Genomic DNA, 17,397 nt, shown 5'->3' with positions numbered 1-17,397 from the left:
CGGTGGCGTGGTCGGGGAAGTGATCAGGAAGCAGCGGGTTCGAGCAGCCGGACCACGACGTCGGGCGGGAAGCCCGCGTCGTCTCCGCCGACCCGCTGGGCGAACTCGGAGATGCCGGCGAGCTGGGCCCGGCCGAGGCTGAAGTCGAGAGCCGTGGTGTAGTAGCGCTCCAGCGTCGCGGCGTCGAACTCCTCCCATTGGGCGGCCTGTTCGCACACCTTGGTCACCTCGGCCAGCGACAGGTCGCGCGAGGCGAGCAGGTCGGCGTGGACCCGGTGCACCAGCTCCGGCTCCCGGTCCAGGAAGTCGCGGCGCGCCGCGAAGACGGCGAAGACGAAGGGCAGACCCGTCCAGTCCTTCCACATCCGGCCCAGGTCGTGCACGCGCAGCCCCATCCTCGGTGCCTCGTGCAGGGCCGCGCGCAGCGCCGCGTCACCGATGACCACGGCGGCCTTCGCCTCGGACATCATGGTGCGCAGGTCGGGCGGGCAGACGTAGTAGTCGGGACGCACCCCGACGCGCTCGGCCAGCAGCAGCTGCGCCAGGCGCACGGAGGTGCGGCTGGTCGAGCCCAGCGCGACGCGCTGACCGTCGAGGTCCTCCATCGGCACCTGGCTGACGATCAGACAGGACATCACGTCGCCGTCGCTGCCGACCGCGATGTCCGGCAGGGCCACCAGGTCGTCCGCGTGCCGCAGGAACTCCAGCAGGCTGATCGGCCCGATGTCGAGGTCGCCCGCGGCCAGCGCGTCGTTGAGGCCGTCCGGGGTGTCGGTGCGCAGCTCCATGTCGAGGAGGGTGCCGGTGCGGGCCAGCCCCCAGAACAGCGGCAGGCAGTTGAGGAACTGGATGTGCCCCACCCGGGGCCGGCGCCGGCGCACCGGGATCGGCACCGGTGCCGGTGCCTCGGGGGCGAGTTGCTCGGTCATGGTGCACAACTCCCGGAACGGGTCGAGGGTGACGGGCGGCGGAGGGAGCCGGCCGCGGGAGGTCAGGCCGGTCCGGTGGTGCGGCCGGCGGCGAAGTGTTCGGTCAGCACGGCCAGTACCTCGCCCGGCCGCTCCGACAGGAAGAAGTGCCCGCCGGAGAAGACGCGCACGTCGCAGTCGCCCTCGGTGTGCCCGCTCCACGCGCGGGCCTCCTCCAGCGACGTGCGCGGATCCGCGTCCCCGGTCAGCACGGTGACGGGGCAGCGCAGCCGGGCGCCGGGCTCGCAGCGGTAGGTCTCCACGGCCCGGTAGTCGCTGCGGATGGCGGGCAGCACCATGCGCAGCAGTTCCTCGTCCTGGAGGACCTTGGCGTCCGTGCCGGCCAGGGCGCGCAGTTCGGCGACCACACCGTCGTCGTCGAGCGTGTGCACGTGCTCGTCGCGGGTCCTGGAGGGGGCGCGGCGGCCCGACGCGAACAGCCGGACCGGCCCAACCCCGGTCCGTTCCATGCGCCGGGCCGTCTCGAAGGCGACCAGGGCTCCCATGCTGTGCCCGAAGAAGGTCAGCGGACGGTCGTCCCAGCCGGCCAGCGCCGCCGCCACCCCGTCCGCGAGTTCGGCGACGGAGGCGGGCCCCGGCTCGCTCCGGCGGTCCTGGCGTCCGGGGTACTGGATCGCGAGGACGTCGACCCCGGGACTCAGCGCGGCGGCGACGGGCACGTAGAAACTGGCCGACCCGCCGGCGTGCGGAAAGCACACCAGACGGCCGGCCGCGTCGGGAGAGGGCCGGAACCTGCGGATCCACAGGTCGGCGGAGAGGGTGGTGCTCATGGGACGTGGGGTGTCCTTCCCGGGTGTCGACGTGCCCGCTCCGCAGGGCAGGGATTCCGTGCGTGGTGCGCGGGGTGCGGTCAGGAGGGGGCGGGGACCGCCGGCCCACACAGTGGCCGGTCCGGCGGTCCCGCCCGGTGGGGGTCGGGGGCGGTCAGGCGTCCACGGCGTCGGGTCCGTGGATCTCGACACCGTCGGCGACGCGGCGGACGTGGATGCACTCGCCGGGGCACTCCTTGGCCGAGTCGACCACGTCGGAGAGCACCTCCAGCGGGATCCTCGTCGTCGCGCCGGGCTCCTGCAGCAGTTCGTCCTGTTCGCTCTTCACGTAGGCGAGTCCGTCGATGTCCAGCTCGAACACCTCGGGCGCGTACTGGGCGCAGATGCCGTCACCGGTGCACAGGTCCTGGTCGATCCAGACTTCCAGGTCCTCGTTGTTCGTCGTCTGGGGGGACATTCACACCTGCCTGGCGGAGTCGTCGTGGGTTTGCGGGCGTGGGGGAGAGGAAGTCACGGTGCCGTCCGCCGGTTCACACCCGCATCGGCTGCGGGGACTCGCGGCGCGCCGGGTCGGGGCCGTCGTACTCGCGGATGATCTCGTAGCGGGTGTTGCGCTCCACCGGGCGGAACCCGGCGTCGCGGATCAGGTCGAGGAGGTCCTCACGCGTCAGCTTGTTCGGGGTGCCGTAGTTGTCGGCGTCGTGGGTGATCTTGTACTCGACGACCGAGCCGTCCATGTCGTCCGCGCCGTGCTGGAGGGCCAGTTGCGCGGTCTGCAGGCCGTGCATCACCCAGAACACCTTGACATGCGGGACGTTGTCGAACAGCAGCCGGGAGACCGCGAAGGTCTTCAGGGCCTCCGCGCCGGTGGCCATCCGGGTGCGGGCCTGGAGGCGGTTGCGGACCTTGCCGTCCTTCATGTCGACGAAGTCGTGCTGGTAGCGCAGCGGGATGAAGACCTGGAAGCCGCCGGTCTCGTCCTGGAGCTCACGCAGCCGCAGCACGTGGTCCACGCGGTGGCGGGGCTCCTCGATGTGGCCGTAGAGCATGGTGCACGGGGTCTTCAGGCCCTTCTCGTGCGCCAGCCGGTGGATCCGGGACCAGTCCTCCCAGTGCGTGCGGTGGTCGACGATGTGCTGCCGCACCTCCCAGTCGAAGATCTCCGCGCCGCCGCCGGTCAGCGACTCCAGACCCGCGTCGATCAGCTCGTCCAGGATCTCGGAGGCGGACAGGCCGGAGATCGTCTCGAAGTGGTGGATCTCGGTGGCGGTGAACGCCTTCAGCCCCACGTTGGGCAGCGCCTTCTTCAGCTCGCGCAGGGAGCGCGGGTAGTAGCGCCACGGCAGGTTCGGGTGCAGGCCGTTGACGATGTGGAGCTCGGAGAGGTGCTCGTTCTCCATCGCCTTCGCCAGCCGGACGGCCTCCTCGATGCGCATCGTGTACGCGTCCGCCTCGCCCGGCTTGCGCTGGAAGGAGCAGTACGCGCAGGACGCGGTGCACACGTTCGTCATGTTGAGGTGGCGATTGACGTTGAAGTGCACCACGTCGCCGTTCTTGCGCGTGCGCACCTCGTGCGCCAGACCGCCCAGCCAGGCCAGGTCGTCCGACTCGTACAACGCGATGCCGTCCTCGCGGGACAGCCGCTCACCGGAGTGGACCTTCTCCTCCAGCTCGCGCTTGAGCCCAGCGTCCATGGCCGGGAACCTCCTCGGTCAGTGCCTCGTGGCACACGTAGTGGGTCCGAGCACGCGCAGCACGTGGCTCGTCGGCCCCCCGGAACGGAACGTTCTCCCGCGGACCGTGGACCGGCCGTCCCGCCCAGGGACGGGCGGGCGGGACGGATCGCAGCCGCACCATCCGGGCGGCCGCGTCGAGGCCGTCCGGCGGGAGCCCGCGGAGCCGGCCAACGATCCGGGTGCCACGGGCCCCGGCCGGACGACGGGGGCATCGACACCGCTCCGGGTGGGGCGCTCCCATCCTCGCGGACGGCAGTCTGGGGAAAACCCCATACCCGCAACGGCTTTGCTGAGGACGACGGCCCCGTGCCGCCCGGCACGTCCCTGGCCGTACGGCACGTTCCGGGCCGACCGCCGGACCGCAGACCGAGGGAGCCACCGCCCATGACGTCACCGCTGACCCTGGCGCACTCGCCGTGCCCCAACGACACGTTCGTCTTCCACGCCTGGACCGAGGGGCAGCTCCCGGAGGGCCCCGAGGTGCGGCTCACCTTCGCCGACATCGACGTCACCAACGGGATGGCCGCACGCGGTGAACTGGACGTGCTGAAGATCTCCTACGGGGCACTGCCCCACGTCCTGGACGACTACGCCCTGCTGCCGTGCGGCGGCGCCCTCGGCTACGGGTGCGGCCCCCTCGTCCTGTCCGCCGGACCCGCCGAGCCCGCCGCGCTGGCCGGGGCCCGGATCGCCGTCCCCAGCACGAGCTCCACCGCCTACCTGCTGTTCAGGCTGTGGGCCGCCGAAGCCGTACCGGGCGGCGTCGGCGACATCACCGTCCTGCCGTTCCACGAGATCATGCCGGCCGTCCGCGACGGCCGCGTCGACGCCGGCCTGGTCATCCACGAGGCCCGCTTCACCTACGAGCGCCACGGTCTGCACCGCGTCGCCGACATGGGCGAGGAATGGGAGAAGCTGACGGGCCTGCCCATCCCCCTCGGCGCCATCGTCGCCCGCCGCTCCCTCGGCGAGCCCCTGCTCCACCGGATCGCCGACACCGTACGGGCCTCGCTGCGCGCCGCCCGCCGCACACCCGCCGCCTCCCGCGCCTACGTCCTGCGGCACGCCCAGGAGATGGAACCGGACGTCGTCGACCGGCACATCGACCTCTACGTCAACGAGTTCACCGCCGACCTCGGCCAGGACGGCCTGCACGCGGTCCGCACCCTGCTGGACCGCTCCGCGCGACTGGGCCTGCTGCCGGCGCTGCGGGACGGAGCGCTGGAGGTGACCGCCCGCCTGTGAGCGGCACCCCCGCCGCACGCCCCGCCGCACAAGGCACGGGCGGCACAAGGCTTGGGCGGCTCGGGGGTCCGGGCGGCTCGGGGCAGGGGCGGCTGCCGGAGCCGGCGGGACACCCACGCGCCCGGGAAACGGCGCGGCAACGCTAGAAGTTCTCTTAGAGCCCCCGGCCGAACCTCCGGAACCGTCCCCGGCCGTCCCCATAATCGCCCTGGAGGACGGCCCGGCACCGGGAGCGCCACGGCCGCCCGCCGCGAGGGCACCGGCCGCCGGACCCGCCCTCGCCCGGCCCCGGCACCCGAGTGCCGGGGCCGACACGATGGCCCGTGCCCCACCGGCGAGCCTCCGCGCCCGCCGCCGAAGGGAGACCGATCCGTGAGCGAGGACAAGCTTCGCGACTTCCTGACCCGCGTCTCCACCGACCTCCAGCGCACCCGCGCACGGCTGCGCCAGGTCGAGGCCAGGGCAACGGAACCCATCGCCGTCGTCTCCATGAGCTGCCGCTACCCCGGCGGCGTCCGCACCCCCGAGGACCTGTGGCGCCTCGTCGACACCGGCACGGACGGCGTCTCCGGCTTCCCCGACGACCGGGGCTGGGACCTGGACGCCCTCTATCACCCCGACCCCGCCCACCCGGGGACCTGCTACACGCGGGAAGGGGGTTTCCTGCACGACGCCGCCGACTTCGACCCCGCCTTCTTCGGCATGTCACCCCGCGAGGCACTCGCCACCGACCCGCAGCAGCGGCTGCTGCTCGAACTGACCTGGGAAGCCCTCGAACGCGCCGGCCTGCGCCCCTCCGACCTGCGCGGCAGCGCCACCGGGGTGTTCGCGGGCGTCATGTACAACGACTACGCCACCCGCTTCCCCGAGCCGCCCCCCGGGGTCGAGGGCCACCTGGGCAACGGCAGCGCGGCCAGCATCGCCTCCGGCCGCATCTCCTACACCTTCGGTTTCGAGGGCCCGGCCCTGACCGTCGACACCGCCTGCTCCTCCTCGCTGGTCGCCCTGCACCTGGCCGTCCAGGCTCTGCGCGCCGGGGAATGCGACCTCGCCGTGGCCGGCGGCGTCGCCGTCATGTCCACCCCCGTCACCTTCCTGGAGTTCAGCCGGCAGCGCGGACTCTCGCCCGACGGACGCTGCAAGTCCTTCGCCGAGGCGACCGACGGCACCGGCTGGGGCGAGGGCGCGGGCCTGGTCCTGCTCGAACGCCTCTCCGACGCCCAGCGCAACGGCCACCAGGTCCTCGCCGTCATCCGCGGCTCCGCCGTCAACCAGGACGGGGCGAGCAGCGGCCTCACCGCCCCCAACGGCCCCGCACAACAGCGCGTCATCCGCGCCGCACTGGCCTCCGCCGGGCTCTCCCCGGCCGACGTCGACGCCGTCGAGGCGCACGGCACCGGCACCACCCTGGGCGACCCGATCGAGGCGCAGGCGCTGCTGGCCACCTACGGCCAGGAACGGCCCGGCGGGCGGCCCCTGTGGCTGGGCTCCCTCAAGTCGAACATCGGCCACACCCAGGCCGCGGCCGGGGTCGGCGGCGTCATCAAGATGGTCCAGGCCCTGCGCCACGAGCGCCTGCCGCGCACCCTGCACGTCGACGCCCCCACCACCAAGGTCGACTGGACCGAGGGCGACGTACGGCTGCTCACCGAACCCGTCGCCTGGCCGCGCACCGAACGCCCGCGCCGTACGGGCGTGTCCGCGTTCGGCGTCTCCGGCACCAACGCCCACGTCATCCTGGAGGAGGCCCCGGCCGCCACCCCGGACGACGACCCGGCCGCCACCCCGGGCGACGCCGCGGACACGGCCCGGCCGGCCGCCCGCACGTCGCCGGTACTGCCCTGGATCCTCAGCGCGCGCACCCCCGCGTCCCTCCAGGGGCAGGCCCGCGCCCTCCTGGACCACATCGAGGCGCACCCCGGCACGGACGACCGGGCCGTCGCCCACACCCTGGCCACCCGACGCACCTTCTTCGAACACCGCGCCGTCGTCCTCGGCACCGACCGGGACGCCCTCCTCGCCGGTCTGCGCGCTCTCGGCGCCGGCGGGTCCCCGGCGAACACGGTGACCGGCACCGCACGCCGCGGCGGCAAGGTCGCCTTCCTGTTCTCGGGCCAGGGCGCGCAGCGCCCCGGCATGGGGCGCGAACTGTACGAGGCGTTCCCGGTGTTCGCGGAGGCCTTCGACGCGGTGTGCGCGCACATCGGCGGGGAGCTGAAGGACGTCGTCCTCGGCGAGGACGGCGACTTGCTGGACCGCACGGAGTGGACGCAGCCGGCGCTGTTCGCGGTCGAGGTGGCACTGTTCCGGCTGGCCGAATCGTGGGGTGTACGGCCGTACTTCGTGGCCGGCCACTCCGTCGGCGAGATCGCGGCCGCTCACGTGGCGGGCGTGCTGTCCCTGGAGGACGCCTGCACGCTGGTGGTGGCACGTGGACGGCTGATGCAGCAACTGCCCCCGGGCGGCGCCATGGTGGCCGTCGAGGCCGCCGAGGAGGAAGTCCTCGCGCTGCTGGCGGGGCGCGCCGCGGAGGTGTCGGTGGCGGCGGTCAACGGCCCCCGTGCCGTGGTGATCGCGGGTACCGAGGCGGCCGTGACCGAGGTCACCGATGAGCTGCGGGTCCAGGGCCGGCGTACGTCCCGCCTGCGGGTGTCGCACGCGTTCCACTCGCCCCTGATGGAACCGATGCTGGCCGGGTTCCGCGCGGTCACCGAAGGCCTCACGTACCGGCCCGCCGCGATCCCGGTCGTCTCCAACGTGACCGGCCGGGTGGCGGCGGCCGGTGAGCTGGACGCCGAGTACTGGGTACGGCACGTCCGGCAGCCGGTGCGTTTCGCGGACGGTGTCACCACCGCCGCGGCGGAGGGGGTCACCCGGTTCCTGGAGATCGGTCCGGACGCCACCCTCACCGCACTGGCCCGCACCTGCCTGCCGGATGAGCAGGGAACCCTGTTCGTGCCCATGTGCCGCAAGGACCGCGACGAGGCGCACACGGCCGTGTCCGCCCTCGCGTCCCTGCACACCACGGGACTGACCGTCGACTGGAACGCCCTCGTCCCGGGCCCCCAGCCCCACGTCGACCTGCCCACCTACGCCTTCGAGCGGCACCGCTACTGGCTCGACCCGGTCATCGGCCACACCGGCCACCGCGGCGAGCACCCCCTGCTGTCCCACGGCACCCACCTCGCCGACTCGGCCACCGTCATGGCGACCGGGCGCCTCTCCCGGCGGGTCCTGCCGTGGCTGGCCGACCTCCCCACCGGCGGCGGCACCTCGGTACCCGGATCCGTCCTCACCGACCTCGCCCTGCACACCGGACGCGCCCTCGGCGCCCACCACCTCGCCGAACTGCACATCGACGTACCGCTGCCGCTCCCGGCCACCGGTGAGACCGAGGTGCAGACGGTCACCGAAGCGGGCGACGGCGAGGACCACTGGACCTTCGCCCTCTACGCACGGCCCTTCGACCCCGACGCCGACCGGACCGACGAGCTGCGGCCCTGGACGCGCCACGCCCACGGCACACTGACCCGTGCCCAGGACGAGGAACCGGCCGCGAGCGCCGCCCTCACGGAGGGAACCTGGCCGCCTTCCGGCGCGGTCCCGGTCGACCCCGAGGAACTGTACGGCGCCCTCGGCGACCCCGGTGCGCCGAATCCGGCACCGCGCCCCCTCAAGGCCGTGTGGCGCCGGGCGGACGAGATCTTCGCCGACGTCGCGCTGAACGAGGGCCAGGAGGCGGACGCCGCACGGTTCGCCGTGCACCCGGCCCTCCTGGACGGCGCGCTCGTCGCACTCACCGCGCTCGGCCACCCCGCCCCCCGGCTGCTCACCTGGTCCGGCCTCACCCTGCACGCCCACGCGGCCACCTCGGTCCGCGTCCACATCACCCCGAACTCCGGCACCGGGGCCACGCTCCGGCTGCTGGACGGCGCGGGCGCCCCCGTACTGACCGCGCGAGCGGTCACGGTCACACCCCACGAGCTGGACGACCTCCCGACGGACGCCCCGCAGCCCACCGGAGACCTCTACACCGTCACGTGGACCCCCGCCGGGCCCGCCTCCCTGCCGGAACCCGCCTCGACGACCCTCCTCACCGGCCCGGACGACGTACTCGCGGACGTCTCCGGCACCCCGTACGGCGAACTGGTCGTCGTCCCCTGGCACTCGGCCGACGCCGACGCCGCCACGGCAGCCGGCGCGCACACGTCCACCGCGCACGCCCTGGCCCTGCTCCAGCGCTGGCTCACCGACCCCCGCGCGGCCCGCTCACGTCTCCTCCTGGTCACCCGGCGCGCGGTCGCCGTGACCGGCGACGAGACGGTCACCGACCTGGCGGCCGCCGCGGTCCGCGGACTCGTGAAGTCGGCCCAGTCCGAGAACCCGGGCCGCTTCCTGCTCCTCGACACCGACGGCACCCCTTCGGACGACGACCTCGCACTCGCCGCCCGCCTCGACCACGAGGACCTCGCGCTCCGCGGCGGCCGCCTCCTCGCCCCCACGCTCACCCGAGTGGACACCACCCGAGCGGACACGACCCGGTCGGACCCCACCCGAGCGGACATCACCCGGACGGACACGACCGCGCGGATCCCCGTCGCGGCCTTCGACCCGCACCGGACCGTCCTGGTCACCGGCGGCACCGGCACCGTCGGAGCGGCCACGGCCCGCCACCTCGTCGTCCGCCACGGCGTCAGGCACCTCCTGCTCGTGACACGCCGTGGAACGGACGCCCCCGGAACGGCCGAACTGGTCGCCGAACTGGCCACCCACGGCGCCCGTACCACCGTGGTGAGCTGTGACGCAGCCGACCGTGACGCCCTCGCCGCCGTCATCCGCGCGATCCCCGACGACCACCCCCTCGGTGCCGTGGTGCACGCCGCCGGCGTGCTCGACGACGGAGTCATCACGTCCCTCACCCCGGCCCGGCTCTCCACCGTGCTGCGCCCCAAGGTCGATGCCGCGTGCCACCTGCGCGACCTCACCAGGGACCACGAGCTGTCGGCGTTCGTGATGTTCTCCTCGGCCGCTGCCACCCTCGCGGGCCCCGGCCAGGGCAACTACGTGGCCGCGAACAGCTTCCTCGACGCCCTCGCCTCCGCCCTGCGCGCCGAGGGCCGCCCCGTGCTGTCCATCGCCTGGGGACTGTGGGAGGCCGACAGCTCCATGACCCGGGAGCTGACCGGCGCCGCCCACCACAGGGCCGCGCGCAACGGCATCACCACGCTGCCCACCGACGACGCCCTGGCCCTCTTCGACCGCGCCCTGGCCCACACCGGCGGCACCCCCGTCCCGCTGCGCCTGGACCGGTCCGCCCTGCGCCGCACCGCCGACCGGCTCCCCCCACTGCTGCGCTCCCTGACGGGCCGCCCGGCCCTGCGCACGGCCGTCGCACCCGCGCAAGGAGCCCCTGCCGCTCAGGGCTTCGCGCGGCTGACGGAGCCGAGGCGCCGCGACGCGGTGATCGATCTCGTGCGCAGCACCCTGTCCCTCGTGCTGGGACACGCCCCGGGCACACCCATCGGTCTCGACCAGCCGTTCACCCAGCTGGGACTGGACTCCCTGACCTCACTCGAACTGCGCAACACCCTCAGCCGCGAGACCGGCCTGCCCCTGCCGGCCACACTCGCCTTCGACTGCCCCACCCCCCGGGCGGTCGCGGACCACCTGCTGACCGCCCTCGCCCCGCCGGCACAGCAGGACGTCCACACGGCCTCCGCGGCCCCGAACGGCACGAGTGGCACGCCGGCCGACGACCCGATCGTCATCGTGGGCATGGGCTGCCGCTTCCCGGGCGGAGTGGAGAGCCCCGAACAGCTCTGGGACGTACTCCTCCGGGCCGAGGACACCATCGGTGAGTTCCCCACCGACCGCGGCTGGTCCGAGGTGCCGACCCCCGGCGGTCCGGACGCGGACTACGTGCGCCTGGGCGGTTTCCTGGACGATGTCGCCGGGTTCGACGCGGAGTTCTTCGGTATCTCGCCGCGTGAGGCGTTGGCGATGGATCCGCAGCAGCGGTTGTTGCTGGAGTCGTCGTGGGAGGCGGTGGAGCGGGCGGGGATCGACCCGAGGTCGCTGCGCGGTCGGCAGGTCGGTGTGTTCACGGGTACCAACGGGCAGGACTATCCGGCCTTGTTGGGTGTGGCGGAGGGTGACTTCGGCGGGTACGTCGGCACGGGCAACGCGGCCAGTGTCATCTCCGGCCGCCTGGCCTACGTCCTGGGCCTGGAAGGACCGGCGGTCACCGTCGACACGGCGTGTTCCTCCTCGCTCGTCGCCCTGCACATGGCGGCGCGCTCCCTCGCCTCAGGTGAGTGCTCGTTGGCCCTGGTCGCCGGAGTCACGGTGATGTCCACTCCGGCCGCCTTCACCGAGTTCAGTCGTCAGGGTGGTCTGGCGGGTGACGGCCGCTGCAAGGCGTTCGCGGAGGGTGCGGACGGTACCGGGTGGGGTGAGGGTGTCGGTGTGCTGCTGGTGGAGCGGCTGTCCGATGCACGGGTGAACGGTCATCGGGTGCTGGCGGTGGTGCGTGGCTCGGCGGTGAACCAGGACGGTGCGTCGAACGGTTTGACGGCGCCGAACGGTCCGTCGCAGCAGCGGGTGATCCGCGCGGCTCTGGCGGATGCCGGGGTGTCGGCGGCGGAGGTGGACGCGGTGGAGGCGCACGGGACGGGCACGCGGCTGGGTGACCCGATCGAGGCGCAGGCGCTGCTGGCCACCTACGGACAGGACCGCGAAGTTCCCCTGTATGTGGGGTCGGTGAAGTCGAACCTGGGTCATACGCAGGCGGCCGCTGGTGTGGCGGGTGTGATCAAGATGGTGGAGGCGTTGCGGCGTGGTGTGCTGCCGGCGACGCTGCACGTCGACGAGCCGTCCTCGCGGGTGGACTGGTCGGCGGGCGCCGTGCGACTGGTCACGGAACGGCTGGAGTGGCCGTCGGTGGACCGGCCCCGCAGGGCGGGTGTCTCCTCGTTCGGCTTCAGCGGCACCAACGCCCACGTCATCCTCGAACAGGCCCCGCAGGAGACGACCACTCGGTCGACGGAACTCGACGCTCCGCCCATGACTCCGTGGCTCGTCTCGGGCGAGGGGGGCGACGCCCTCCGTGCGCAGGCGGTCCGTCTGCACGCGTACGCCCGGACCAGCCCGGACGTCGACCTCGACGCCGTGGCCGCCGCGCTGGCGACGCAGCGGACGTCCTTCACGAACCGCGCCGTGATCCGAGGCCGTGACCGTGAGGAACTCATGGCCGGACTCCTCGCGCTCGCCGAAGGCCGTACCGCGCCTCAGGTCACCGTGGGTGCCGTCGCCGAGGGACGCACGGCGTTCCTGTTCTCGGGCCAGGGTGCGCAGCGTCCCGGTATGGGGCGTGAGCTGTACGAGGTGTTCCCGGTGTTCGCGGAGGCCTTCGACGCGGTGTGCGCGCACGTGGGCGGCGGGTTGAAGGACGTCGTCTTCGGCGACGAGGCGGAGCGCCTGGGTCGTACGGAGTGGACGCAGCCGGCGCTGTTCGCGGTCGAGGTGGCGTTGTTCCGGCTGCTTGAGTCCTGGGGCGTGCGTCCGGACTTCGTCGGCGGGCACTCCATCGGTGAGATCGCGGCCGCGCACGTGGCCGGGGTGCTGTCCCTGGAGGACGCCTGCACGCTCGTGGCAGCCAGGGGCCGGCTGATGCAGGCCCTGCCCGAAGGCGGCGCCATGATCGCGGTGGAGGCCGCCGAGGAGGAGGTGCTGCCGCTGCTGGAGGGGCGTGAGGTGTCGGTGGCGGCGGTCAACGGTCCTCGCGCCGTGGTGATCGCGGGCACCGAGGCGGCTGTGTCCGAGGTCGCCGACGAGCTGGCCGGACAGGGCCGCCGAACGACCCGCCTGCGCGTCTCCCACGCCTTCCACTCGCCGCTGATGGAGCCGATGCTGGCGGAGTTCCGTCAGGTCGCCGAGCGCATCACCTACACCGCTCCGTCCCTCCCGGTCGTCTCGAACGTCTCCGGACAGCTCGCGGTCGAGGGCGAGTTGACCACCGCCGAGTACTGGGTCCGCCACGTCCGCGAGGCCGTCCGGTTCGCCGACGGTGTCGCCGCCCTCGCGGCGGAGGGTGTCACCCGGTTCCTGGAGATCGGCCCGGACAGCACCCTCACCGCACTCGCCCAGAACTGCCTGCCCGACGCGCACGGTTCGCTCATCGCTGCCACCCTCCGCAAGCACCGCGACGAGGTGGACACCGTGCTGGAGTGCGTGGCCGCCGGGCACACGAAGGGGATGGCGGTCGACTGGGCATCGATGATCGGCGCCCGGGCCACGGAGGGTGTGGCACTGCCGACCTACGCCTTCCGGCACGAGCGGTTCTGGCCGCAGACGAAGCGTGCACGGACGGCACCGCTGGCCGAGGGCACCGGGGTCGTGGACGACGCCGACTCCTGGGAGACGGTTGCTCCCGGGGAGTCGCGCGAACTGGCGCGCTCCCTCGGCATCGGTGAGGAGGTCGTCGAGGAGGTCGTGTCCGGTCTCGCCGCTCGGCGGCGGGAGCGTGCCCTGCGCGCTCAGGTGGACGGCTGGCGCTACCGCGTCGAATGGGAGTCGGTCACGCCGCCCTCGGCGCCCAGCGGAACGGGGCGATGGCTGGTGCTCCACCCGGCCGACGGATCGGACGGCCTCGACACCGTCGTCGAGGCACTGCCCGGCTGCCGCATCCTCGCCGTCCCGACGGGCACCGGCCGTGCTTCTCTGGCACGCGATCTGGTCTCTGCGGCCCGCGGCGATTCCCTCGCCGGAGTGGTCGTCCTGCCCGACTCGCTGTCCTGGGCCCTCACCGCCGTCCAGGCGCTCGGCGACGTCGGAACGGTCGGCCCCCTGTGGTGCGTCACCACGGGTGCCGTATCCGTCGGGCATTCCACGGAGGTCGCTGTGAACCCGGAACGGGCCGCCGTCTGGGGACTCGGGCGCGTGGCGGCCCTGGAGTACCCCGATCGCTGGGGCGGACTGGTCGACCTGCCGTCCACGCCCGACGCGGACACGGCCGGCCTGCTCGCGGCAGCGCTCGCCGCCTCGGGCGAGGACCAGCTCGCCCTGCGGGCCGGCAGGACGTTCGCGCGTCGCCTCCGTGAGCATCCGGCCCCCCTGCCCTCCGTGACCGGCTGGAAGTCACCGGGTCGGGTGCTCGTCACCGGCGGCACCGGTGCCCTCGGCGGGCACGTGGCGCGCTGGCTCGCCGAGCGCGGCGCGCACGAGATCGTGCTCGCCGGCCGGCGCGGCCCCGACTCCCCGGACGCGGGTCGGCTCGTGGAAGAGATACGCGCCGCCGGAGCGGAACGGGTGCACGTCGAACGGTGCGACATGGCCGACCGCGATTCCGTCGCCGCGCTGCTGGCCCGACACCGCGTCGACGCCGTCTTCCATGCCGCCGGCGTACCCGACTCCACGCCCATCGACGAGGTCGACGACGCTCACCTGGCCGACGTGTGGTCGGCGAAGGCGTCGGGTGCGGTGTACCTGGACGAGTTGACGCGGGGATGGGGGTTGGAGGCGTTCGTCGTCTTCTCGTCGATCGCGGGCGTGTGGGGGAGCGGCGGGCAGAGCGTGTACGCGGCGGCGAACGCGTGCGCCGACGCCGTGGTGGAAGCGCGTCGTGGCCGTGGCGAGACGGGACTGTCGGTGGCATGGGGCCCGTGGTCGGGCGGGGGAATGGTGTCGAGTGTGGGTGCGGTGGAGCTGAAGCGTCGAGGGTTGCAGGTGATGGAGCCTCGGCACGCACTGCTGGGACTGGGGCGTGCGTTGGAGACGGGTGACGGCTCGGTCGTGGTGGCCGATGTGGCATGGGAGCGCTTCGTCCCCGCGTTCACCAGCCGTCGGCCCAGCCGCCTGCTGAGCACGGTCCGCGCCCTCGACACCGGCGGCTCCGCCGGGAGCGCAGGGACGACGGAGAGCACGACGGGGAGTGCGACGAGCACGACGGTCAACTCGGCCGAGGACGCTCGCGAGCGTCTGGTACGGCGCTTGGCCGACCGGCCCGAGAAGGAACGGCGCCGGGCCCTGCGCGAGCTCGTCCAGGAGCGGGCGACCGCGGTGCTCGGCCGGTCCGCCGATCGCGTGGTGCACGTCGACCGGCCCTTCAAGGACGTCGGATTCGACTCCCTCACCGCCGTCGACCTGCGTAACGGACTGAGCGCCGAAACGGGCCTGCGGCTGCCCCCGTCCCTCGTCTTCGACCACCCCACCCCGCGGCACCTCGCCGATCACCTCCACGACGAACTCTTCGCGCAACAGTCGGCCACCGGCCCGCTTCCCGCGGCGGCCGGGCGGGACGAGACACGTCTCCGCGACGCCCTCGCCGCCATCCCCTACGCCACATGGCAGGAGAGCGGCCTGCTGACGGCCGTGCTCGCCCTGGCGGAGAGCGAGAAGCGAGCGTCGGACACACAGCCCCAGACCGCCGACGCCGACGCCGGCGCTACCGATGCCGACGCCAACGGCATCGGCACCATGGACGTCGACGCCCTCGTCCAGCTGGCCCTCGGCGACACCTGAGGCTGCGCCGCCCGAGGCACCGTGTCCCCCCGCCCGCTGTCCTTGCCACCCGCGCCGCGCCGCCTCATCAGGTGACTCCCGCCCCTGCCGCCCGCCCGTCCGCCCGAGTACGGATCACCCACCAGTGGAGCTGAGCATGTCCACCCCCGAAGAGCGCGTCGTCGCCGCGCTGCGCGCGTCCCTGCTCGAGAACGAGCGCCTTCGCCGGCACAACGAGGAACTCCTTCGGACGGCGAAGGAGCCGATAGCCATCGTCGGCATGGCCTGCCGCTACCCGGGTGACGTCACCGGTCCGGACGATCTGTGGCGGCTGGTCGACGCCGGCGTCGACGCCATCTCCCCGTTCCCCGCCGACCGGGGCTGGGACACCGAGGACCACACCAGTCCGGCCACCACGGACCAGGGCGGGTTCGTCGCCACGGCGACCGAGTTCGACGCCGGGTTCTTCGGCATCTCACCGCGTGAAGCGCTGGCCATGGACCCTCAGCAGCGGCTCGTCCTGGAGGCGTCCTGGGAGGCGCTCGAACGGGCGGGCCTCACCTCCGCCTCCGTACGCGGAAGCCGGACCGGCGTGTTCATCGGCTGCAGCAACCAGAACTACGGCGCCGACACAGGGGACGAACTGCCCGAAGGGATCGAAGGGCACCTGCTCACCGGCAACGCGGCGAGCGTGGTGTCGGGCCGGGTGTCCTACGTCCTGGGCCTGGAAGGACCGGCCGTCACGGTGGACACCGCGTGCTCGTCGTCGCTGGTGGCGCTGCACCTGGCGGTCCAGTCGCTGCGGTCGGGAGAGTGCGACCTCGCGCTCGCGGGCGGTGTGACGGTGATGTCCACCCCCGACGTCTTCACCGAGTTCAGTCGTCAGGGTGGTCTGGCGGGTGACGGCCGGTGCAAGGCGTTCGCGGAGGGTGCGGACGGTACCGGGTGGGGTGAGGGTGTCGGTGTGCTGCTGGTGGAGCGGCTGTCCGATGCACGGGCGAACGGTCACCGTGTGCTGGCGGTGGTGCGCGGCTCGGCGGTGAACCAGGACGGTGCGTCGAACGGTTTGACGGCGCCGAACGGTCCGTCGCAGCAGCGGGTGATCCGCGCGGCTCTGGCGGATGCCGGGGTGTCGGCGGCGGAGGTGGACGCGGTGGAGGCGCACGGCACCGGTACGCGGTTGGGTGACCCGATCGAGGCGCAGGCGCTGCTGGCCACGTACGGGCAGAATCGCGAAGTTCCCCTGTACTTGGGGTCGGTGAAGTCGAACCTGGGTCATACGCAGGCGGCCGCTGGTGTGGCCGGTGTGATCAAGATGGTGGAGGCGTTGCGGCGCGGTGTGCTGCCGGCGACGCTGCACGTGGACGAGCCGTCCTCGCGGGTGGACTGGTCGGCGGGCGAAGTACGGCTCCTGACCGAGCGGCGCTCATGGCCCGACACCGGCGGCCGTCCCCGACGCGCCGCTGTCTCGGCGTTCGGCGTCAGCGGCACCAACGCTCACGTCATCCTGGAACAGGGTCCCGCACCCGCGGTCACCGAGCCGCCCGCCTCCGTGACGGGCAGCGAGCCGACCGTCTGGCTGCTCTCCGGCCGCAGCGAGGAGGCACTGCGCGCCCAGGCTCGCAACATCCGCGCCTTCGCCAATCAGCACCCCGAAACACCGGCGGCCCTGACCGGACTCGCCCTCGCGAAGACCCGTACCCACTTCGAGCACCGGGCTGTCGTCGTCGGCGGGTCCCCGCGTCTCGTCGACGCGCTGGCCGAACTCGGCTCCGGGACCACGCCGTACGACGTCGTGATCGGCCGGGACCGGGGCGAGGCACGCCAGGCGTTCCTGTTCTCGGGCCAGGGTGCGCAGCGTCCCGGTATGGGGCGTGAACTGTACGAGGTGTTCCCGGTGTTCGCGGAGGCCTTCGACGCGGTGTGCGCGCACGTGGGCGGCGGGCTGAAGGACGTCGTCTTCGGTGATGACGCGGAGCGCCTGGGTCGTACGGAGTGGACGCAGCCGGCGTTGTTCGCGGTCGAGGTGGCGTTGTTCCGGCTGCTGGAGTCGTGGGGTGTGCGCCCGGACTTCGTCGGCGGGCACTCCATCGGTGAGATCGCGGCCGCGCACGTGGCCGGGGTGCTGTCCCTGGAGGACGCCTGCACGCTCGTGGCAGC

Annotated in this window: 7 protein-coding genes; 3 read left to right on the top strand and 4 right to left on the bottom strand. The window is 73.2% G+C overall.

Annotation, left to right across the window (positions count from 1 at the left end; genetic code table 11):
* Positions 1-23: 23 nt before the first annotated feature.
* The 4 genes from ABTZ58_RS36415 to mqnE all read right to left on the bottom strand — a co-directional run bounded on the left by ABTZ58_RS36415 (position 24) and on the right by mqnE (position 3,453).
* On the bottom strand, positions 24-929 hold the full coding sequence (locus tag ABTZ58_RS36415) for a menaquinone biosynthetic enzyme MqnA/MqnD family protein (RefSeq protein WP_351366609.1): 906 nt from the start codon (positions 927-929) through the stop codon (positions 24-26).
* 62 nt (positions 930-991) lie between these two features.
* Positions 992-1,759 carry a thioesterase II family protein gene (locus ABTZ58_RS36410; protein WP_351366606.1) on the bottom strand — a complete coding sequence of 256 codons (768 nt, stop codon included), beginning with the start codon at positions 1,757-1,759 and terminating at the stop codon, positions 992-994.
* Between the two features lie 154 nt (positions 1,760-1,913).
* Positions 1,914-2,216 carry a ferredoxin gene (locus ABTZ58_RS36405; RefSeq protein ID WP_351366603.1) on the bottom strand — a complete coding sequence of 101 codons (303 nt, stop codon included), beginning with the start codon at positions 2,214-2,216 and terminating at the stop codon, positions 1,914-1,916.
* A gap of 73 nt (positions 2,217-2,289) precedes the next feature.
* On the bottom strand, positions 2,290-3,453 hold the full coding sequence (gene mqnE / locus ABTZ58_RS36400; protein WP_351366600.1) for an aminofutalosine synthase MqnE: 1,164 nt from the start codon (positions 3,451-3,453) through the stop codon (positions 2,290-2,292).
* Positions 3,454-3,879: 426 nt separating this feature from the next.
* Here mqnE and ABTZ58_RS36395 point away from each other — a divergent pair, with 426 nt between their 5' ends.
* From ABTZ58_RS36395 to ABTZ58_RS36385, 3 genes are all read left to right on the top strand, one after another.
* Positions 3,880-4,740: a 1,4-dihydroxy-6-naphtoate synthase gene (locus tag ABTZ58_RS36395; protein WP_351366597.1), complete on the top strand. Its 861-nt coding sequence runs from the start codon at positions 3,880-3,882 to the stop codon at positions 4,738-4,740.
* A 372-nt stretch (positions 4,741-5,112) separates the two neighbouring features.
* The gene (locus ABTZ58_RS36390; protein WP_351366594.1) at positions 5,113-15,258 is read left to right on the top strand and encodes a type I polyketide synthase; all 10,146 of its coding nucleotides are present in this window, start codon (positions 5,113-5,115) and stop codon (positions 15,256-15,258) included.
* The coding region (locus tag ABTZ58_RS36385) for a type I polyketide synthase (protein WP_502996188.1) at positions 15,188-17,397 on the top strand (2,210 nt) is incomplete at its 3' end. The genes ABTZ58_RS36390 and ABTZ58_RS36385, both read left to right, overlap by 71 nt.

Source organism: Streptomyces sp. NPDC094143 (assembly GCF_040303825.1).
Taxonomy (GTDB): domain Bacteria; phylum Actinomycetota; class Actinomycetes; order Streptomycetales; family Streptomycetaceae; genus Streptomyces.
Note: the sequence above shows the minus strand (reverse complement) of the source record. Positions and strands in the feature narration are given on the sequence as shown.